This window comes from Glutamicibacter ardleyensis (assembly GCF_014644555.1).
Taxonomy (GTDB): domain Bacteria; phylum Actinomycetota; class Actinomycetes; order Actinomycetales; family Micrococcaceae; genus Glutamicibacter; species Glutamicibacter bergerei.
The window spans coordinates 138645-159071 of the sequence record NZ_BMKX01000005.1; the positions used below are offsets into that span (position 1 = coordinate 138645).

21 protein-coding genes and 1 tRNA gene are annotated in these 20427 nt (G+C 57.8%); 5 read left to right on the forward strand and 17 right to left on the reverse strand.

Annotated features, from left to right (window positions below):
• Positions 1-5: 5 nt before the first annotated feature.
• Positions 6-575, forward strand: a complete 570-nt coding sequence (locus IEX04_RS11105) for a hypothetical protein (protein ID WP_096254290.1) — start codon at positions 6-8, stop codon at positions 573-575.
• 62 nt (positions 576-637) lie between these two features.
• Positions 638-973 carry a hypothetical protein gene (locus tag IEX04_RS11110; protein ID WP_096254291.1) on the forward strand — a complete coding sequence of 112 codons (336 nt, stop codon included), beginning with the start codon at positions 638-640 and terminating at the stop codon, positions 971-973.
• 98 nt (positions 974-1071) lie between these two features.
• On the opposite strand, the gene argG is transcribed toward IEX04_RS11110, so the two are convergent.
• The gene (argG, locus tag IEX04_RS11115; RefSeq protein ID WP_096253848.1) at positions 1072-2499 is read right to left on the reverse strand and encodes an argininosuccinate synthase; all 1428 of its coding nucleotides are present in this window, start codon (positions 2497-2499) and stop codon (positions 1072-1074) included.
• A 137-nt stretch (positions 2500-2636) separates the two neighbouring features.
• On the opposite strand from argG, the gene IEX04_RS11120 reads away from it, so the two are divergent.
• The gene (locus tag IEX04_RS11120) at positions 2637-3611 is read left to right on the forward strand and encodes an aldo/keto reductase (protein WP_188685776.1); all 975 of its coding nucleotides are present in this window, start codon (positions 2637-2639) and stop codon (positions 3609-3611) included.
• An 84-nt stretch (positions 3612-3695) separates the two neighbouring features.
• On the opposite strand, the gene IEX04_RS11125 is transcribed toward IEX04_RS11120, so the two are convergent.
• The 10 genes from IEX04_RS11125 to msrB form a co-directional block, all read right to left on the reverse strand.
• Positions 3696-4172: a Rieske (2Fe-2S) protein gene (locus tag IEX04_RS11125; RefSeq protein WP_188685777.1), complete on the reverse strand. Its 477-nt coding sequence runs from the start codon at positions 4170-4172 to the stop codon at positions 3696-3698.
• Positions 4173-4239: 67 nt separating this feature from the next.
• Positions 4240-4713, reverse strand: coding sequence for a Rieske (2Fe-2S) protein (locus tag IEX04_RS11130; protein WP_188685778.1), 474 nt, complete (start codon positions 4711-4713; stop codon positions 4240-4242).
• Positions 4714-4868: 155 nt separating this feature from the next.
• Complete coding sequence (locus IEX04_RS11135) at positions 4869-6983, reverse strand: 3-hydroxyacyl-CoA dehydrogenase NAD-binding domain-containing protein (RefSeq protein ID WP_096253844.1); 2115 nt, start codon at positions 6981-6983, stop codon at positions 4869-4871.
• A 10-nt stretch (positions 6984-6993) separates the two neighbouring features.
• A complete protein-coding gene (locus IEX04_RS11140; protein ID WP_229677110.1) occupies positions 6994-8244 on the reverse strand; it encodes a thiolase family protein in 1251 nt (416 codons plus the stop codon).
• Between the two features lie 150 nt (positions 8245-8394).
• Positions 8395-9612, reverse strand: coding sequence for a ribonuclease D (locus IEX04_RS11145; protein WP_188685779.1), 1218 nt, complete (start codon positions 9610-9612; stop codon positions 8395-8397).
• 34 nt (positions 9613-9646) lie between these two features.
• Positions 9647-10288, reverse strand: a complete 642-nt coding sequence (locus IEX04_RS11150) for a DUF3000 domain-containing protein (protein ID WP_096253854.1) — start codon at positions 10286-10288, stop codon at positions 9647-9649.
• A gap of 55 nt (positions 10289-10343) precedes the next feature.
• On the reverse strand, positions 10344-11405 hold the full coding sequence (locus IEX04_RS11155) for a threonine aldolase family protein (RefSeq protein ID WP_188685780.1): 1062 nt from the start codon (positions 11403-11405) through the stop codon (positions 10344-10346).
• A gap of 82 nt (positions 11406-11487) precedes the next feature.
• A complete protein-coding gene (locus tag IEX04_RS11160; RefSeq protein WP_096253841.1) occupies positions 11488-12177 on the reverse strand; it encodes an SDR family NAD(P)-dependent oxidoreductase in 690 nt (229 codons plus the stop codon).
• A 10-nt stretch (positions 12178-12187) separates the two neighbouring features.
• Positions 12188-13561: a DUF6421 family protein gene (locus tag IEX04_RS11165; RefSeq protein ID WP_188685781.1), complete on the reverse strand. Its 1374-nt coding sequence runs from the start codon at positions 13559-13561 to the stop codon at positions 12188-12190.
• A 146-nt stretch (positions 13562-13707) separates the two neighbouring features.
• On the reverse strand, positions 13708-14115 hold the full coding sequence (gene msrB / locus IEX04_RS11170; RefSeq protein ID WP_096253853.1) for a peptide-methionine (R)-S-oxide reductase MsrB: 408 nt from the start codon (positions 14113-14115) through the stop codon (positions 13708-13710).
• A 62-nt stretch (positions 14116-14177) separates the two neighbouring features.
• Between msrB and IEX04_RS11175 the strand changes: the two genes are divergently transcribed.
• Positions 14178-15395: an alpha/beta hydrolase gene (locus IEX04_RS11175; protein ID WP_188685782.1), complete on the forward strand. Its 1218-nt coding sequence runs from the start codon at positions 14178-14180 to the stop codon at positions 15393-15395.
• Here the strand turns inward: IEX04_RS11175 and ybaK are convergent.
• The 3 genes from ybaK to IEX04_RS11190 are packed head-to-tail and all read right to left on the reverse strand — an operon-like array spanning position 15386 to position 17273.
• Positions 15386-15892 carry a Cys-tRNA(Pro) deacylase gene (ybaK, locus tag IEX04_RS11180; RefSeq protein WP_188685784.1) on the reverse strand — a complete coding sequence of 169 codons (507 nt, stop codon included), beginning with the start codon at positions 15890-15892 and terminating at the stop codon, positions 15386-15388. The genes IEX04_RS11175 and ybaK overlap by 10 nt on opposite strands.
• 32 nt (positions 15893-15924) lie before the next feature.
• Positions 15925-16362: a SufE family protein gene (locus IEX04_RS11185; protein WP_096253837.1), complete on the reverse strand. Its 438-nt coding sequence runs from the start codon at positions 16360-16362 to the stop codon at positions 15925-15927.
• On the reverse strand, positions 16359-17273 hold the full coding sequence (locus tag IEX04_RS11190) for a sulfurtransferase (RefSeq protein ID WP_096253836.1): 915 nt from the start codon (positions 17271-17273) through the stop codon (positions 16359-16361). The genes IEX04_RS11185 and IEX04_RS11190 overlap by 4 nt, the downstream gene beginning before the upstream one ends.
• A 217-nt stretch (positions 17274-17490) precedes the next feature.
• Here IEX04_RS11190 and zapE point away from each other — a divergent pair, with 217 nt between their 5' ends.
• Positions 17491-18531, forward strand: a complete 1041-nt coding sequence (gene zapE, locus IEX04_RS11195) for a cell division protein ZapE (protein WP_188685875.1) — start codon at positions 17491-17493, stop codon at positions 18529-18531.
• A 30-nt stretch (positions 18532-18561) separates the two neighbouring features.
• Here the strand turns inward: zapE and IEX04_RS11200 are convergent, their stop codons facing one another.
• From IEX04_RS11200 to IEX04_RS11210, 3 genes are all read right to left on the reverse strand, one after another.
• Positions 18562-19749, reverse strand: coding sequence for a benzoate/H(+) symporter BenE family transporter (locus tag IEX04_RS11200; protein WP_188685785.1), 1188 nt, complete (start codon positions 19747-19749; stop codon positions 18562-18564).
• A gap of 124 nt (positions 19750-19873) precedes the next feature.
• The gene (locus tag IEX04_RS11205) at positions 19874-20095 is read right to left on the reverse strand and encodes an antitoxin (protein WP_096253833.1); all 222 of its coding nucleotides are present in this window, start codon (positions 20093-20095) and stop codon (positions 19874-19876) included.
• A gap of 163 nt (positions 20096-20258) precedes the next feature.
• Positions 20259-20334 (reverse strand) — tRNA-Gly (locus IEX04_RS11210).
• Between the last annotated feature and the right edge of the window lie 93 nt (positions 20335-20427).

Genomic DNA, 20427 nt, shown 5'->3' on the forward strand with positions numbered 1-20427 from the left:
AAAAGATGGCGATTATTCGCACCTACCGCTTGGACGAGAAGAACGAACTACAGTTCCGCGAAGCGTGGTACCAGCAGTTTGATGAAGACGAGCTGGGCCAGTTCGTGATTAACCATGGAACCGTGGGTCACATGTCAAAGACCAGCGATGTTCAAGATGTGAAGGTGGAACGAGCCGACGAGCTTTTCGCCGGTTTCCTCGCTGCCTGCGAAGAAGATGGCTACGCGCAGATCCCTGCCGAGCAGCAGAGCTGGGTGATTGTGCAGTATGCGCTGAAAACCAAAGATGGCACCGAGCGCGACCGCTACATGGAGAAGAAAGCCAAGGAAGCGCTCACCGGACATCTGGCCTGGCGTGGACTAGGGACCGTGGAATCGAGCGACTTCGCACCCAACAAGCTCAACATTCGGATCCTTTCGCCGGCTCCGAAACTCGCCGTGGCCTCGGTCAAGGTGTGCGTCCGCGATGCCAAATTGGATACCACTAAGATGAGCGTCGGAATTGCACCGTACGACAATATTGAAGCGGTCAAGATGGCACACCCGATGCCTGCCAAGCCGTTTTCGCTGAGCTAATAACCTTCGGGCCGGGACTCCGGCCCACAGTAGGTTCTTCATGAACTAAGGACAAAGGACAGATGATTCCTCAAGAGGACCGGGACGAAACCCCGGGGACCAAGCGTAAGACATCGCAATTTGGTGCTACACGCACACCTCTACACTTGGTGTTTCAGGCTTGCCTCGGCGTAATCGTTGGTATCGGTATCACCTCGTTACTGAGCGAGGTCTCGCACGTACAGGTGGCCTTAGGCGGGGTGTTCGTGGTGCTCGCCGCGTGGATCGTGGAGCAGGGCTTCCGCTTGCCGGCACCGAATACAAAAACCGGCGCGCGAATCCGGCTGATCTTGCGCCTGGTCGCGCTGGTTGGTTTCACGATCGCCGTGAGCTCACTGCTGACGTTGATCGAAGCCTAGACGCAGCCAAGAATTTTCGAATCCTGGCGGTTAAAATAAGCCGGCCAGAACATCTTTCAAAGATGTTCTGGCCGGCTTATTGTTATTGACTAAAATCCTTAGTCGGTGCCGGAGTCAAACGCTGCGGACTCGATGGCACGGTCCGTTGCTAGACCCGATTCGTCGACCGGTGAGGCGTCGACAATGTCGTTCGCTCCACCATTTTCCAGTGCGCCAACCAGCTTCGCGGTGGATCCACCAACCAAGCCCATACCTGCATACTGTTCCAGACGACCGCGCGAATCGGCGATATCCAGGTTACGCATGGTCAGCTGACCGATACGATCCAGCGGACCGAAGGCTGCGTCACCTACGCGTTCCATGGACAGCTTGTCCGGGTGGTAGCTAAGGTTTTCACCTTCGGTGTTCAAGATCGTGTAGTCATCGCCGCGACGCAAACGTACGGTCACGGTACCGGAGATGGCCGAACCGACCCAACGCTGCAACGACTCGCGCAGCATCAGTGCCTGTGGATCCAACCAGCGACCCTCGTACATCAGGCGGCCCAGACGGCGACCTTCGTTGTGGTAGCTGGCTACGGTGTCTTCGTTGTGGATCGCGTTGACCAGGCGCTCGTAAGCGATGTGCAGCAGCGCCATAGCAGGTGCTTCGTAGATGCCGCGCGACTTCGCTTCGATGATACGGTTCTCGATCTGGTCGCTCATGCCCAGACCGTGACGGCCACCGATGATGTTAGCCTCATTGACCAGGGCCACCGGATCGGTGAACTCCTTGCCATTGATGGCTACCGGACGGCCGGCGGAGAAGGTGACCGAAACATCTTCGGCCTTAACTTCAACCGATTCGTCCCAGTACTTGACGCCCATGATTGGCTCGACTGCCTCAAGTGAGGTGTCCAGCAGCTCTAGCGTCTTTGCCTCGTGGGTTGCGCCCCAGATGTTGGCGTCAGTGGAGTACGCCTTTGCTGCCGAGTCACGGTAAGGGAAACCGTGCTCCTGCAACCATTCACTCATCTCCGAGCGGCCGCCCAGCTGAGCGACGAATGCTGGGTCAAGCCATGGCTTGTAGATACGCAGCTTCGGGTTAGCCATGAGGCCGTAACGGTAGAAGCGTTCGATGTCGTTACCCTTGTAGGTCGACCCGTCGCCCCAGACATCCACGCCGTCTTCGCGCATCGCGCGAACGAGCAGGGTGCCGGTGACGGCACGGCCCAGTGGGGTGGTGTTGAAGTAGGCTTTTCCGCCCGAGCGAATATGGAAGGCACCACAAGCAAGTGCTGCGAGGCCTTCTTCGACCAAGGCTGGTTTGCAATCGACCAGGCGCGAGGCTTCGGCACCGTATTCCAGAGCACGGTCTGGAACTGCATCGATGTCGGGCTCGTCGTACTGGCCCAGATCGCCGGTGTAGGTGTAAGGGATGGCGCCCTTGTCGCGCATCCAGGCAACTGCGACCGAAGTATCAAGGCCGCCGGAGAACGCGATACCGACGCGTTCGCCTACAGGGAGAGAGGTGAGGACTTTTGACATGTTTCCATCCTAATGGATAAATATGCAACACAGTGAATCGAGGTGTGAAATGTTCAGCACACCGTCCTACCCGATAGCCTATGGGTAAGTCGCCGCCTAAGTGAAGCGGCACCGCGCAAATTATCAAAGAGGTGCTCATGGAATTTCGTCAGCTTGGCCGCAGTGGTCTGAGTGTTTCGGTTGTTGGACTCGGTTGTAACAACTTGGGGCGCCCGGGAACGGCCACGGAATCACAAGCCGGAACCGACGCGGTGATCCACGCCGCTCTCGATGCAGGAATCACCCTCTTTGATGTGGCCGACTGCTATGGGCGTGAGCCCGGCCTGTCCGAAGAACGCCTTGGTAAGGCGCTGGGCACCGCGCGTGAAGACATCGTGCTCGCCACCAAATTTGGCATGGATATGAAGGGTGTTAACGGTCCAGACTTTAACGCTCGCGGATCTCGTCGCTACATCGTTAAAGCGGTAGAAGCTTCATTGCGCCGTTTGGGAACCGACTACATTGACCTCTACCAATTCCATACCCCTGATGCGAACACCCCCATTGAGGAAACGTTGAAAGCTCTCGATGACCTGGTGAGCAGCGGAAAGGTACGTTACCTCGGGCACTCAAATCGTACTGGCTGGCAAATTGCGCAGGCCGAGTATGTAGCCCGTGAGTTGGGCGCCGAACGATTTATTTCAGCGCAGAATCATTACAACCTTATTGATCGCCGAGCCGAGCTGGAGATCTTGCCCGCAGCCAAGGAATTCGGTCTCGGCGTGTTGCCTTACTTCCCGTTGGCAAACGGTTTGCTTACCGGAAAATATTCCAAGGGGCAGGCTCCGGAAGGAAGCCGACTGACACACGCTCGTCAGGCCTTGCTCGAAACCAGTGACTTTGAGCAGTTGGATAAGTTTGCGACATTCGCTGCCGAAAGAGATCTCACCCCAGCGCAGCTCGCATTCTGCTGGCTCGCGGCCCAAGAGCCAGTGTCCTCGGTCATTGCCGGGTCGACGCGCCCGGAGCAGGTCGCGGCCAATGCAGAGGCGATTAGCTGGGTCCCCACGGATACCGAGCGCGAAGAAATCAACCAGATCTTCCCTAGCCCACAGAAGGTGGCATTGTTCTAAGCGGAATCTTCGCGCACCATGAACGCAGGGAATCTCATCAAAACTGGTGAGATTCCCTGCGTGAGGTATTTATTGAACCCTTGCTCAAGCATCTAGTGGTGGATAAACCACGATGTCTTGTCCCTTGATGCTCGCGGCGTAGCGAGTAAGTCCTTTCGGCGCAGGTCCTGCGAGCACACTGCCGTCTTTGTAGTCATAGCGTGAGGCGTGGCAAGCACAATAAAAATTCGCTTCGGGAGTTTCTGTGCCCACTGCACATCCCTGGTGGCTACAGATATTCGAGTAAGCCAAGACCGTGCTTGCATCTGGTCGATAGAGCAAAACGCCAAGATCTTTGCCGCTGGCAGGCCCGCGTACCGTGACCTCGGTCTTTCCCAGTTCCGCTAGCTGATCGCTAGGCATCACGTTTTGACCGTCCCCGTCGGGACTGGGCGCCGCGCTGGCCTGTTCCGATGAACCGGGGGAGGAGCTAGGGCTACAAGCGGTGAGCGCCGCGCCAAGACCTGTGGCACCGGCAGCGCCTAGAAGCGTACGACGAGTGGGCTTCGAAGGAGAATCCATGGGCTAAGTGTGGCAGAGCCGGAGGCGAAAAACACTAGAACGAGAAGTATTTATTCCTGGTCGTGGTTTAGGCCTCGCCCAGATATACGACGATGTCCTTACCTTTGATTTCGCAAGCGTACCGGGGCAGGGCCTCGATTGCTGGCCCAGCGGTCGCCGAACCGTCCGCGGGGCTCAAGCGTGAACCGTGGCAGGCACAGTAAAAATCGTTTTTGGAAGACTTCGGGGTCACTGCACATCCTTGGTGGGTGCAGATACTCGAATAGGCCAGCACGGTTTTTGCGTCTTTGCGGAAGAGCAATACGCCAATCTCTTCGCCTGTAGCTGGGTCTTTGGCAACAACCTGTGCCCGCGCCTTCTCTGGAAGATCGGTTAAGGGCAGTACGGTCTGCGCTTCGCCGGCTGGCTGCGGTACCTGACCCGGTGTGGGGTTGGGAGCGACGGATTCTCCGTTGCCACAGGCGGTGAGTAATGCGCTGGAGCCTAGAAGCGCAGAAGCGCACATTACGGTACGGCGGGCGGGGCGAGCAATATCGGTCATAGCTAGATTCTCTCAGATTAACCTGTGGCAAAGCTAAGCCGTATGCCCTCTGCGTAGCAAGTCACAGGCTAATGCGCGCAAAAGCGAAGACCCCCGTGTGGCTGTAATTCACAAATGGAATAACAGCCGCACGGGGGTCTTCGCAGAATGGGAGATTAGGAGTTGAACTTCTTCCCATTTACTCGGTCCGAGGCTCCAACCTGATCGAGGTACGGGGTGATCCCGCCCAGATGCATTGGCCAACCGGCACCGGTGATCATACACAGATCAACGTCGGCAGCTTCGGCCACAACGCCTTCGGCAAGCAACAAACCGATTTCTTCGGCCAAGGCATCCTGCACACGGATCAGGATCTGCTCCTTGGAAGAAGGCTTGTCACCAAAGCTCAGCAAACCATCCATCTCGGGGTTTAGTATCTGAGCACCCTTGTCATCCTTGATCCACAACGTGGTGATCTTTGCATCGATCAACTTGCCCAGATTCTCTGAGATCGCAAAACGCTCCCCGAAGGATGCATTAAGTGACTCATTGACGTGTTGTGCCACGGGGAGACCAACCATAGACAGCAAGGTGAATGGAGTCATCGGCAGTCCCATTGGACGCAAGGCGGTATCTGCGGTGAGCGCGTCGGTGCCTTCATCGAATGCTGCCTGAACTTCACTCATCAATCGTAGTAGCACGCGGTTGACCACAAATGCTGTGGCATCCTTGGTGCGCACAGTAGTTTTGCGTAGGTTTTTACCCAGAGCAAAGGCTGTGGCCACGGTTGATTCGTTAGTCCACTGGGTCGCTGCAATTTCCAGCAATGGCATCACGGCGACGGGGTTGAAGAAGTGGAACCCGACTAGGCGCTCAGGGTGGGCTAGTTCCTTGCCCATCTCGGTGACGGAGAGTGAGGAGGTGTTGGTGGCCAAGATGCATTCGGCAGATACCACGGCTTCAACCTCGGCAAACACCTGCTTCTTAACGTTGAGTTCTTCAAAGACCGCCTCGATGACAAAGTCTGCGTCGGCGAAGGCTTCCTTGGTCACCGAACCGCTCACTAGCGCCTTAGTGCGGTTGACCGCGTCCTGGCTCATCCGTCCCTTGGTTTGGAGTTTGTCGATTTCACCGTGAATGTAGGCAAGACCTTTGTCTACGCGGGACTGATCAAGGTCGGTGATGATCACCGGAACGTTCAGTCGGCGCACGAAGAGTAGAGCTAGCTGGCTTGCCATCAATCCGGCACCAACCACGCCAACCTTCGTGACCGGGCGAGCAAGCTTGGCACTAGGCGCTCCGGCAGGACGTTTGCCACGCTTTTGCACGAGGTCAAGGAACGAGTAGACGGTGTTCTTGAACTCATGGGTGGCCATCAGCTCGGTCAGCGCAGCGATTTCTAGTTCGGCGGACTGCGCTTGGGTGAGCGTCATGCCCTTGCGGAACACTTCGAGCACCTTGTACGGGGCGGGGGTCGCGCCGGAAAGCTTCGCGTCAACGAACTTTTCTGCCCGATCTGCCGCGTCCAGCCAGCGCCGTGCCACCTCTGGGTCGCTAGGATCCACCGAATTTTCGCGCAGTACTTCGAGTTCACCGCTCAATACCGAGCCGGCAAACTTGACCGAGTTTTCGATGAAGTCCGCTGGTTCGAACAAGGCATCGGCGACACCAAGCTTGTGAGCTGCCGGGCCGGAGAGCGTGCGGTTGTTGTTTAGTGGGTTTTCCACCATCACCTTCAGCGCATTTTCCGGGCCGATAAGTCGTGGCAAGCGGTAGACGCCGGCCCAGCCTGGGATGAGGCCAAGGAAGGCTTCGGGTAGTCCCAGGGCTCCGGCGGTGGTGCTGACCGTACGGTAGTTACAGGCCAGCGCGATCTCTAGTCCGCCGCCCAGGGCCAGTCCGTTAATAAAGGCGAACGTGGGCACGCCTAGGTCTGCCAGTAGGTCGTAGGCGCGGTGGCCCAGTGTAGCCATGGCGGTTGCGTGTTCAGGTGCGGAGAGGCGGGTGACTGCGGACAGGTCCGCACCGGCGATCAAGAAGTACGGCTTGCCGGTGATCGCTAGACCGTGAATTTCTCCGGCTTTGGCACGCGCCGCCTGCTTTTCAAGTTCCGCTCGCAGTTCGATCAGTCCGCTTGGGCCCAGCGTGGTGGGTTTTTTATGATCCAGCCCGTTATCTAAGGTGAGCAGTACCAGCGTTTTGCCATCTGGAAGCTGCACATCCTTGGTGAAGGAGTGAGTCACGGTTTCGTCGTGCATGAGTTCGGTGACGGCCGAATAATCCTGTGTCATGTTCTCTTCCCTAAGCCTTCGTGCCAAAGTCTGCGTGGTTTGGGTTCTCCCAAATTACGGTGCCGCCCATGCCCAAGCCGATGCACATGGTGGTGATTCCGTATCTGACCGAATGATCTTCGTCGAATTGGCGAGCCAACTGAGTCATCAGTCGCACCCCAGAGGAAGCCAGCGGGTGACCGACGGCGATCGCGCCACCGTAACGGTTAACACGCTCATCGTTCTGGTCGATGCCGTAGAAGTCGAGGAAGGAGAGCACCTGCACGGCGAAGGCTTCGTTGATTTCAAACAATCCGATGTCTGAAATCTTCAGTCCAGCCTTGGCCAGTGCCTTTTCGGTGGCCGGGACCGGCCCGTAGCCCATTACATCGGGGGAGACCCCGGCGAAGGCGAAGGAGACCATACGCATTTTTGGTGTTAACCCAAGTTCACGTACGGCGGTCCCGCTGGCGAGCATCGCTGCGGTAGCTCCGTCATTCAGTCCCGCAGCATTACCCGCAGTGACTCGGCCGTGGGCACGAAAAGGGGTGCGCAGGTCGGCGAGGGATTCCATGGTGGTATTTGGCCGTGGTGGTTCGTCGACGGTGTTGACCGCCCACCCTTCGCCTGGTCGTTGTGCGGCAACCTGAACCAGATCCGGCTGGATCTGGTTGTGCTCGTAGGCCTTGGCTAATTTCTGCTGGGAGGCTACCGCGTAGCTGTCTGCACGTTCCTTGGTGATTTCGGGGAACCGGTCATGCAGGTTTTCGGCGGTATTACCCATGTTTAGTGCTTGTGGGTCGACGATCTTTTCGCTCAGAAAGCGTGGGTTTGGATCTGCGCCGGCACCCATGGGGTGATTGCCCATATGCTCGACGCCACCGGCGATCACGACGTCGTAGGATCCGAAGGCGATGCCGCCAGCTAGCGAGGTGACCGCGGTCATGGCGCCGGCGCACATCCGGTCGATGGCGAATCCGGGCACCGACTCGGGGATGCCCGAGAGTAGTCCAACGGTGCGTCCGATGGTTAGCCCTTGGTCACCGGTCTGCGTCGTGGCAGCCATGGCGATTTCATCAATTTTCTCGGCCGGAACTTCGGGGTTGCGGCTGAGCAGACCACGAACGGCTTTAACCGCAAGGTCATCGGCGCGTGTTCCGTGATAGATGCCTTTTTCGCCTGCTCTACCGAATGGGGTGCGTACCCCATCGACAAAAAAGACATCGCGGTCCTCTAGTGAGGTGTGCGCGGGTGCGGACACGGAGGTAGTGTTGACGCTCACCGTCGGGCTCCTTGGGATAGGTTTAGGCTGCCCAAAGATCAGGGGCAGTGGTCAGTATCACAGTGACCTAAACCATACGTTACTCATGAGTAACTTGAAGTGCAAGTGCTGAGCGCGTAACTCAGCAATTTCCCGAAGGCCTATGGCGCCTTAGCCGCGCAATGCGTCGGCAAGTTTTGCACTCAAAAGCTCGCGCTGCCAAGGCCTGGCGCCAAGTTCTTCCAATGCACTATCCACGGTTCCGATACTCAAGCTCGCCGGCGGATTCCAGCACAGCGCACGCAGGAATTTCGGAGTCAAAAGGTTTTCTCCGGGGATGTTCCAGTGCTCGCTAATCTCCGTGAGGACTTCGCGCGCCGCGGTGAGCCGTAGGGCTGCCTGCGGATTCTTCTCGCCCCAGATGCGGGCGTTGGGTAGGTCCTGTACCCCGGAACGTAATTCTGGAAGGTCGGGGTTATTTCTTCCGCGTTGCATCGCATCCAGCCAGCGCGGAGCATCTCGTTTTGCGCTACGCCCGTGGAAACCTGGAATCTGTAGCAGTGTGGGGACACTATTTGGCCGATGGTCGACGGCTGCCATAATGGCAGAATCTGGCAGCAGGCGTCCTGGAGCCACATCGCGGCTTTCTGCCAGGGACTCGCGCGACTGCCAAAGTTCACGAGCTACCGAGAGGTTCCGGCGGTTCTTGATTTTATGGATACCAGAGAGCTTGCGCCAAGCCTCGGGTGGAGCCACTGGATCTGGAAGATGGCGCACATACTCAAATTCCTGGGCAGCAAATTCTAGCTTGCCCTGTTCTTCAAGGATCTGGGAAATCTCTTCACGCAGTTCAAACAGAACCTCCACATCCAGTGCCGCATAGTTCAGCCACGATTCGGGCAAAGGTCGGGTAGCCCAATCAACCGCTGAATGTTCTTTGGCTAGCTGCAGGCCTAATAGCTCCCCAACCATCGTTCCCAGTGCGACCCGGGGGAAACCTGCTAAACGGCCGGCAAGTTCGGTATCAAATAATCCGGTCGGGGCCAAGCCCTCGTCATGTAAGCACGGCAAATCCTGGGTGGCAGCATGCAAGATCCACGGCAATTCATTCATGAAGTCGACCAGCGGATCGAGCGACTCAATACTTTCGGGATCAATCAGCCAGGTGCTGGCACCTTCGCGACGTATTTGGATGAGGAAGGCGCGGCGTCCATAACGAAATCCGCTGGAGCGTTCGGTATCAACTGCGAGATCTCCGGTGCCAGCGCGTAGCGCGCGAATCGCCCGGTTCAGTGCCGCAGGGGTGTTGATGACTTCCGGGATACCATCTCGTGGAGCGGTCAGTGGAGTCAGGGTTTGCTGGTCTGCGGCTGGATCTGAAGTAGTCATGGTCCTTCTATTCTAGGACCGATGGCACAAAGTGTTAGCTCATCCGATGGTGTGGCAGTTGTTGTACACCTTCGGGTAGCGGTGGCATGCCCGCAAAGGTGCACACCATATCTGCCCAGGCGCTCAAATGTGAGCCGAGTGCCTCGCCGTGTTCCGGAGTCCACGAGGCGCGCAATTCGATGTCGATATGGTCGTGTTGCCCCTGAAGGTCACCGAAGGATTCGGAGATGACCCGTGTGGCGGTGCCGCCGGCGGAATGATGCGCGGCATGACGCTCAGCCAATGCCTCTTCCAACCAGCTCCAAGCTACGGAAGCCAACATCGAGTCCTGGCCCATCTCGTGATCTAATCGGGCGCGAATGTAGGTGACGACACGGAATTTTCCGCCCCATAACTCTTGGCCTGCAGGATCAAAAAGCAGGATAAAACGCCCCGTGGCTAAGGGGGTTCCCGGTAATAAAAATGGGGTGCGTGAAAATTCCTGACCGTGTTGTCCGTGACTAGGCAACGAATTTTCCAGCACATCGCCGCTCAGCGCCAAGGCGAAGGGTGCCAGCCGGGCGGGAGCGGGGATCTCTGTAATCTTTAGTTCTTTACGAACATCTGCGCGTGAGAGCTCGCCCAACGCCTCGGAAAAGGCCGTGGGAATTCGCGAAGCAGCAGGTTCATTGGTCACCACCCGAGTCTAAAACGCGCCGTACCGCTGGTGCGGTACGGCGCGCCGATTTAGCCTAAGCCGCGCGGTGTGCGGCCATCAACTCACGAAGTTTTGCCGTAAAAGCGCGCACGTCTTCCTCGGTGGTGTCAAAAGAACACATCCAGCGAACGTGGCCGGCTGCGCGGTCCCAGTCGTAAAAGCGGAAGTGCTCGCGCAACTGGTCCGAAACCTCGGTAGGCAACTGAGCAAAAACACCATTTGCTTGCGCCGGGTAGACCAGTTGAACGCCGTCGATCTCAGCGACGGCAGCGGCCAACTGTGCAGCCATGGCGTTAGAGTGCCCGGCAAGCTCGCGCCACAACCCGGTCCCGTAGAGCTCAAGCAACTGGGCGGAGATGAAACGCATCTTGCTGCCCAGCTGCATATTCATCTTGCGCAGGTATTTCAAATCCTGCGCTAATGCCGGATCCAGCGTCAGAATGCCTTCACCGAGCAGCAGGCCGTTTTTGGTCCCGCCCAAAGAAACAATATCCACGCCAACGTCGGTGGTGAGCTCACGCAGCTCCACGCCGAGCGCAGCCGCCGCATTAGACAAGCGTGAGCCGTCCAAATGGACCTTCATGCCCTGTTTGTGGGCATGGTCGGTAATCGCGCGAATCTCCGCTGGAGTGTAGAGAGTGCCCAGCTCCGTACCCTGGGTAATTGACACGGCCAAAGGTTGGGCGCGATGTTCATCGCCCCAGCCCCAGGCTTCCTGGTCGATCAGTTCCGGGGTCAGCTTGCCATCAGCCGAGTTCACTTGCAGAAGTTTAAAGCCGCCGATGCGTTCAGGAGCACCATTTTCGTCCACGTTGATGTGCGCAGTATTTGCACAAATCACCGCTCCCCAGCGAGGAAGCAACGACTGCAACGCGGTCACGTTGGCGCCGGTACCGTTAAACACCGGGAAAATCGCGGCGTTCTCGCCAAACAATTTCTGCGCCATCTGATCCAGAGCCGCGGTGTAGTCGTCATCACCGTAGGCGCTTTGATGTCCGCCGTTGGCGCGAGTAATCGCCTCGAGGATGCGTGGGTGCACTCCGGAGTAATTATCGGAAGCGAATCCGCGCACCGCAGGGTCGTGGCTAATGGTCATAGGTTTTGAGTCCTTTTGCTGGTGGTACGTAGGTGGTGGTGTGCTCACTTAAAAACGCTACACCACCACCGTTGGATCCTGCTTAGGCGGTAGCCAATGGCACGCGTTGACCGTTGACTACTGCCGGGTCCGCGTTCAGTAGTTCAACGGCTGCCGCGGCCAGAATCGCCACGGGAGTGTGGCCAGCTGGCGCCTCGGTAGCCGACATGTCGCTCAATGCTTTGACAACCCAACTGAGCGCCGCCGCTTGTGGAGCCTGCTTGCTGAACAGTCTTGCGATGGCGTTAACCCAGTGCTCTGCCGCGGCTTTAACCGCACCATAATTGGCGTTGGAAGGCGTCGGATTCGTGACCGCCTGCGCGCTGACAATTGCCAGACGGCCCGCGCTTGAAGCGACCAGATCATCGACGAACACCCGAGTCGTATTGCGCAGGGTAGTCATCACGCTGGTGTGCAGAAAATCCCAGTCGGCGTCGGACTGTCCGATGATCGATTTACCGCCGCGCCAGCCGCCCACCAGATGCAATAAAACATCGATTGCTCCATGCTCCGCGTGTACTTGCTCCCCAAGGGCGGTTACTGCCTGCAGATCAGTGAGATCGCAGACGTAGCGTGAGGTAGCAAACCCGAGGCGCTCTTCCAAGCGTTCGGTATTGCTGCCGACCACTAAAACACGCGCCCCGGCATCGGAAAGTTCACGTGCCACGGCGACTCCTGCAGCCGAGGTGGCCCCGGCAATCAGTACCAGTCGATTATTTTCTACTTTGCTCATAAAACCGATCCTAGATGCTTGTTGCGCCGGTCATGCCACGGGTTGAGTCGATCACAGCGGCCATCTTCTTGTTTAGCGCTTCGTAGAACATCGACAGAGGGAACTCGTCGTCCATGACCTGGTCGGTGATTTCGCGCAGTGGGGCAGTCAGTGGCAGCGCGTCAGGGCCCTTAGCCCACACCGAGGCGGGGTTCGGGGTCACCGTGGAAGAGACCAATTCATAGGCGGCCAGCCAGTGCGCAAGCTTTGGGCGGTCGATCGATTTCCAGTACAGCTCATCGATCGCATCCCCCAAGGCCGCAACGATTTCTGGTACTTGATCCCAATCGATGCTCAGCTTGGTGTCGGTCCAGTGCAAAACGTGGTGCTGGTGCATCCAGGCGAACAATAGCTGGCCGCCGAGTCCGTCGTAGTTACGGACCCGCGAGCCGGTGATGGCAAAGCGGAAGATCCGGTCGAAGATCACCGCGTACTGCACTAGCTTGGCGGTCTTAGCGGCCTTTGGGTCGCTTTTCGGGTCGCTCGCGATCTTCATAGATTCGCGGAATGCGGTCAGGTCGCAACGCAACTCTTCGAGCGAGTAGAGGAAGAAAGGCATGCGCTGTTTGATCATGAACGGGTCAAATGGCAGGTCCCCGCGCATGTGGGTGCGATCGTGGATCAGATCCCACATAATGAAGGTCTCTTCGGTTAACTGCTGGTCGCTAAGGAGTTCTGCCGCGTCGTCAGGTAACTGTAGGTTGGTGATCGCGGCGGCTTCCTTGAGCACCTTGCGAAAACGTGCGGCCTCTCGGTCTTGGAAGATGGCGCCCCACGTAAATGACGGGGTTTCGCGAATAGCTACGGATTCTGGAAAGAGCACCGCGGAGTTGGTGTCGTATCCGGCGGTGAAGTCGAGGAAACGCAGTGGTACGAACAGCGCGTTAGTGTAGCTGTTGGCTTCGAGCTCGGAGATAAAGTCAGGCCACATGACCTGAACCAGCACGGCTTCGAGATAGCGGTTGGTCGAGCCGTTCTGCGTGTACATCGGGAAGAGCACCAAGTGCGGAAGTCCGTCTTCACGCTGGGTTTGAGGTTGGAACTGAAGTAGTGCATCCAAAAAGTCAGGGACCCCGAAGTCGGTGCTTTCCCACTTGGTCAGGTCCGCGATGAGTGCGCGGAGGTAGGCCTCATCATGCGCGAAGTATGGCAGGAGTTCTTCCAGTGCGGCCACGATGCGGGCAATCAATTCGCTGGCTTCGCCGCGTGTTGCTGGATCGGAGAGCGAACCGTCTTTGGACTGCAGGCTCTGGAATTGCGTGGCACAGGCTTTCAAAGACAGCCATGCGTCATGGGAAACGAGCTGGTCCGCGGTGGCGCGTGGGGAGTGCTGGAGCTGAGTCATCGTGGGGCACCTCTTGAGATTCTGTGGTCGGTACGTTGCTTAGCTATCACGCTACGCCCAAAGAACAGCATTAGTAATGCTCGATCAGCTATGGATAAGCATTTCTAATGCTAAGGGTGAGGTGCACCCCACGACGGTCAGAGGCTTTAGCCCTGTGTTTCCCGCAGGCTCAAGCTCAGCGAGTTCATGCAGTACCGCAGATCGGTGGGTGTTTTAAAACCTTCTCCCTCAAAGACGTGACCCATATGCGAATCACAGTTGGCACAGCGCACCTCAACGCGCTTCATGCCCATCGTCTCATCGGTAATATAACGCACCCGGTCCTCCGCTAGCGGTGCGTAAAACGAGGGCCAACCGCAGCTCGCGTCAAACTTCGTGTCACTGGCAAACAACTCAGCGCCACAAGCCCGGCAGGAGTACACGCCCTGTGTGGTGGTGTCCCAGTATTCACCGGTAAAAGGACGTTCCGTGCCTGCCTGGCGCAAGACGTTGAACTCCTGCGGAGAAAGAACTTGCTGCCAGTCGATTTCTGTCTTCTTTGAATCTTCAGTCATATAGGACACAACGATTTGAATGGCGAGATGATTCCCGAGCGTTCATTTGAGAGTATGGGCACATGGCTCGAAACATTGTCGACACCTTAGAACCGCGCAAAACCCTGCCCGCCACGCTATTGGGCGTCTCCCTGGGACTTGCTGCGGGCTCGGTATTTGCCGCCAGCGTCTCGGCGTTGGCGGGATATTTTGCCCGGCGCATGGTCACCCCGGAAGAACGACGCACGGGCAACGCGCTTATTCGCGCCATCGTCACCGACGAGGAAGGGCAAATCTGGTTGCATTTCACCCGCGGCGCAGACACCGCCGATCCTGGCGCGTGCATGCTCATCGCCGAGGATGAAGCCTGCGTGGCCCGGCTATCGGCTCCGCGCCCGGTACCCGAGAAGCCTCGGCTAGTAGCCCGCAAACTCGAACAAATCTATCGCGGTAGCCTGGATGGAGTGCGTCGGGGATATCTTTCCGGGGCCATCTATGAACACCCGCAAGATGCAGGTTTTGACGCCGAAGACATCACCCTTGACTTGGCTGTGGGACCCGGACCGGCATGGCTGATTCCGGGCACCACCGCGCGGAATCTCTGGGTGATCGGGGTGCATGGACGCGGCGCCAAGCGTACCGAATCCATCCGCGCACTACCGGTGCTCACCGAGCTGGGCGCAACCGTGTTGCTGATGAGTTACCGCAACGACGGACTTGCCCCCAACGCGGTCGATGGGCGCTACGGGCTAGGGGATACCGAATGGCAGGATGTGGAAACGGCGGTGCGCTACGCCCGGAACCACGGGGCCACACAGATTATGCTCTTGGGCTGGTCCATGGGCGGGGCAATCGCTCTGCAAACCGCGGATCGCTCGGCGCTGGCTGCTCACATCGACTCGCTGATGCTCGTGGGACCGGTGATCAACTGGGTTGATGTCATCTCGCACCAGGCAAGACTAAATAAAATCCCGCAAACTGTGGGGCGTTTTGCCGGGTGGCTCCTGACAAATAGGGCAGGGCGTTGGGCCACCGGGCTCGCCGCACCGGTGAATCTCAAAAGGCTCAACTGGGTGGACCGGGCCGCCGAGTTACACCATCCGACCCTGCTCATGCACAGTAAAGATGACCAGTTTGTGCCCTACGGTCCGAGTCTCAAACTTGCTGCCCTACGTCCAGATCTGGTCACCCTGCGAGTCTTTTCCGGTGCCGGGCATACCCGGGAACCAAATAGTGACCCGCAGGGTTTCGCCGCTGCAATCCGTGAATTCCTCACCCGGCGAATAGAAGCTCAGCGGTAGTTCGCGATTGGTACGACCAGTGCGTTCAAGATTTTTACCGCATCATCGGCGGCTAGTTGAAGGCTGAACCCGCGCCGTCCACCGGAAATAAAAATGGTTTCAAACTGCCCCGCGCTGGCGTCGATTACCGTCGGGGAAATTTGGCGCTGGCCGAATGGTGAGATCCCGCCCAGCACATAACCACTGCGCCGTTGCGCGGCGTCTTTGTCTGCCATCTGCGCCTTTTTAGCGCCTAAAACCGCTGCCACGGATTTCAGGTCCAACGTCGAATCCACCGGGACAATCGCCACGGCCAACTCCTCGCTGGCCCGCGCGCCGGTGGACACCATCAGTGTTTTAAACACCCGCCGAGCATCAACGCCCAACTGCGCGGCAGCTTCCGCGCCGTAACTTTGCGCCGAATCACTATGCGTATAACTATGCGCCACATAGGTAATGTCGGCCGCTTCCAAGGCGGCGGTTGCCGGAGTGGAAGCGGCCTTCGATTTTTTCGCCACGAACTATTTTCGTTTCCGTCGTATGCCAACCGCTACGCGGCGGCCAACTGTTCGGTGACCTGACGCTTAATCCGGCCAAGCATCGCGCTCATCCCACGCATCCGCAACGGGGATAATGCACGGGACAAGCCCAATCGGGCAGGCATGTCCTCAGGAACGGCCAAGATTTCCTCGGCAGAAGACCCGTCTAGGCCGGCGGCAAGCACGGAAGCAAAACCACGAGTAGTCGGCGCCTCCGGGGGAGCGGAGAAGAACAAGCGCACCACCTGATCCGCGCCCACCTCGACGATCAAAAACAGCGGCGACTGGCACTCCACCACCTGTTCCAAAAGTTCTGGATGCTCGGCCAAATGCGGTGGCAGCTCGGGCAACTCGCGCGAGTAATCCAACAACAGTTCCAGCCTGTCGGCTTCAGGAACCTCACTGAACTCCTCGACGATTTCTGCCAGCGCCGGGTTTAGCGCGCTCATGCGCGAGCTCCGCGCTTAGCAGGTAGTTCGCCATTGGCCTCGCCGCGCACAATAGGCACACCTACCGCGTTGCCCCACTCGGTCCACGAACCGTCATAGTTTCGTACGGACTCAAAACCCAACAGATGCTTGAGCACAAACCAGGTGTGGCTGGAACGCTCGCCAATACGGCAATAGGCCACCACGTCGTCGCCTGGCTTCAATCCGGCTTCTTCGAAGTAAATCGCTTCCAATTCGGCGCGTGACTTAAATGTGCCATCGGCAGCGGCAGCTTTACCCCACGGCACCGAGGCGGCGGTCGGAATATGCCCGCCGCGCATCGCACCCTCTTCGGGGTAATTTGGCATGTGGGTACGTTCGCCGGTGTATTCCTCAGGGGAGCGCACATCAATCAGCGGGTTGCCCAGGTGTTCAAGCACCTGTGGCAGGTAGGCGCGAATCACGCTGTCGTCGCGTTCGATCACCGGGTATTGGGTGGCGGTGACCGCTGGCTTCTCGGTGGAGGTTTCGCGACCCTCGGCGATCCACTTGTCACGTCCGCCATCAAGCAAACGCACATCTTCGTGGCCAAAGAGGGTGAATACCCACAGCGCGTAGGCGGCCCACCAGTTGGACTTGTCCCCGTAAATCACTACGGTCGAATCACGGCTAATGCCCTTGGCGGCCATGAGCTGGGCAAAGGCCTCACCCTCCACGTAATCGCGGGTGACCTCATCGTTCAGCTCGGTGAACCAATCGATTTTCAGCGCACCGGGGATATGCCCGGTGGAGTAGAGCAAAATGTCTTCGTTGGATTCGAGCACTACCAGGTTCTTAGCACCCAGATTTGCTGCCAACCAGTCGGTAGATACCAGACGTTCGGGGTGGGCATACTGCGCGTAGTTTGGGTTGTTCTCCAGCGGTAATGACATGCGTGATCACATTCCTTGTCTTGCGTTTTTATCCGCTGGCGCGCGGGCGCCAGCCACATTCTCACTTTCTAGCCTAGTACCGAAGTGCAAACAATCGTGTGGGGTGCGACATTCTTCTCCATCTTCGAGCCCTCGCCAAGGTAAACTGGCCGATGGGCCGCAGGTAGTAGACCCAATTCATCACCCGCACGTCGAACTGAAGGACACCACCGAACGTATGGCCAAGATCATTCACCTGACACAGACCACACCGAACCTCTCGGTCGATGAACTGTTGGCCGGCTTCCACCCGTCCTACCGTTTTGGTGAGGTGTCCTTTAACACCTACCGTCCGGACCCTAACCAGCCTTCTCAGGCCGAAGCGGTCAGCAAACTGAGCAACTTCGCGCAAACAGTGGGTAAAAACAACGGTGGTGGGCTGTTCTCCAAGCTCTTCGGGAAAAAAACCACTGCCAAAAACGGCATGTACCTCGACGGCGGCTTTGGTGTGGGCAAAACCCACCTGCTCGCCTCGCTGTGGCACGCTAGCCCGGGCCCTAAAGCCTTCGGCACCTTCGTGGAATACACCAACCTGGTCGGCGCCCTGTCTTTCCGTCGCACCGTAGAGGTGCTCAGCGAATACAAGCTGGTCTGCATCGACGAGTTTGAGCTCGACGATCCAGGAGACACCGTGCTGATGTCTCGGCTGATGCGCGAACTCTCCGACGCCGGAGTAAAACTGGCGGCGACCTCCAATACGCTTCCTGGCGCACTCGGCGAGGGCCGCTTCGCCGCCGTGGATTTCCAACGTGAAATCAAAACCCTCTCGGAGCAGTTTGACGTGCACCGCGTGGACGGTGTCGACTTCCGCCACCGTGGCCTGCCCGACGCACCGCAGCCGTTGGATGATTCGGCCATCGAGGACTTTGCCACCGAGCGTTACCCAGAGGCAACCCTGGCGGTTGATGGCTTCGCTGAACTAGTGGCTCACCTGCACAAGGTCCACCCATCGCGCTACCGCCAGCTACTGGCGGAAACGGATGCGCTGGTCTTGCACAACGTGCACACCATCACCGATCAGTCGATCGCCTTGCGTTTTGTGGTCCTCGCTGACCGCTTATATGACAAGGACGTGCCGATCGTGGCCTCCGGCAAGCCATTTAGCGAGTTGTTCACCGCAGAAATGATGGCCGGCGGTTACCAGAAGAAGTACTACCGCGCCGTCTCTCGTTTGACCGCTCTAGCCCGTGAGGGGCAGGTTGGCGAGCCCGCGCTCTAAGCACGGCTGAGTTTCAAGAATTTTCCTACTTCATCGTCGAGCGCCACGCTCGACGATGAAGTGCGTTAACAGCCCGGCCAGCAGCGCCCAAAATGCACCGCCAACCCCCAGCAACGTGACATTACCGGCGGCTACCAGCACCGTCACCAACGCACTCAAACGCCATTGCACATCGTGCATCGCACCGAGTAATGACTGCGTGAGGGTGGCCAAAAGAGCCAATCCTGCCGCTGCCTGGAACAACCCTGCCGGCGATGCGCTCGCCACAGAAACAATTAGCGCGCTAAACACCGCGAATAAGAGATAGAAGCCTCCAGAACTTACCGCCGCGCGCCAGCGCTTAGACGGATCCACTCCCGCTTCGGGCCCGGAGGCCAAGGCCGCGGTAATCGCCGCCAAGTTGATCGCATGCCCACCAAAAAACGCGCTCACACCAGTTCCAGCACCGGTGAGCAACATTGAGGAACGCCACGGCACGGTGTACCCGAAGGATTTGGCCACCGCCACCCCCGGGATATTCTGCGAAGCCATGGTCACGATAACCAACGGCACGCTAATGCTCACAATCGCCGCCCAAGAAAATTCCGGGCTTACCCACTCCAGAGTCGGAAGCAGTTCCAATTTCGCCCATGCATTTGTCCCGGCAATATGCCACAGCCCAAAGCACACCGCCGCCAGCATGCTCAGGACTACCGCAAATTTAGGCAAAAATCTGAGTCCGAGGAGAAACACCAGTAGGATGCCGAACGCGGGGACCGGTATCGTACTAAGCGCGGTGAGTGGTTTCAGGCACAGCGGAAGCAATACGCCTGCGAGCATTCCCTGAGCGATCGGCACCGGAATGTGAGTCAGTAAGCGCTGTAAAAAGGGGAGTAGGCCGGTTGCCATGATCAGCACCCCGCCCACGATGAATGCACCGACTGCCTGCTCGAAGCTAAATGCGCCAGGAGCCAGTGCCGCGAGCATTGCAGCGCCCGGCGTAGACCAAGAAATAGTTAGCGGTATGCGATGTCTTAATGACAGTATGATGCTGCACAGCCCCACGCCCAGGGAGAGGATCAGTAATCCGGATGCGGCCTGACTCTCGGTCGCACCGACCTGGAAAAGCCCCGCAAGTACCACGGCAAAGGATGCGATGAATCCGACCATTGTGGTCACTAGGCCAGCGATGATCGCTTGAGCCAAGCCATTGACGTGAGTATCGGTGCGTTCGGTCATAGGGACATTCTGTCAGGTCAGGCACGAGATGAAGTTATTCGTTATTAAAGCAAGAAAGGTACCAACAGTCTGTCGGTACCTTTCCAGGATGCTTGGTCAAGGCCGAAGCACGAACAATAGGGGATTAGCCCTCGTTGTTCTGTCCTTCGTTTTGCTCAGCGTTGCCGCCAAGTCCGCCAAGGAAGTCGTTAGCACCCTGCTGGGCACCGTCGACCTGTCCTTCGAACTTGCCGCCGGTCTTGTCATCGACAAAATTGCCGACATTCTCAATACCTTCTGAGACCTGATCCGGGTTCTGCTTTGCGAATTCCTCTGCCTTGCCACGCAGATCATCAAATCCTGCCATGCTGCACCTCCATTCGACTGTGGGAACCCTTTTAGCTCCACAACTGTTGTCCACCCTAAAACGAATTCCGTCTGCATGGAAGAGTCTGGGAATTCCCGGGCGTGTTGGTGCTGTGACCTTAAACAAAAAAGAGAATCACTTGGAGTGATTCTCTTTTTTGTTTTGGAGCGGTCAACGAGGTTCGAACTCGCGACCTCAACCTTGGCAAGGTTGCGCTCTACCAGCTGAGCTATGTCCGCATTTGTGAATCTTGATCCGAAAATCAAAAGTCCGTGCGCGATACTGGGATCGAACCAGTGACCTCTTCCGTGTCAGGGAAGCGCGCTACCGCT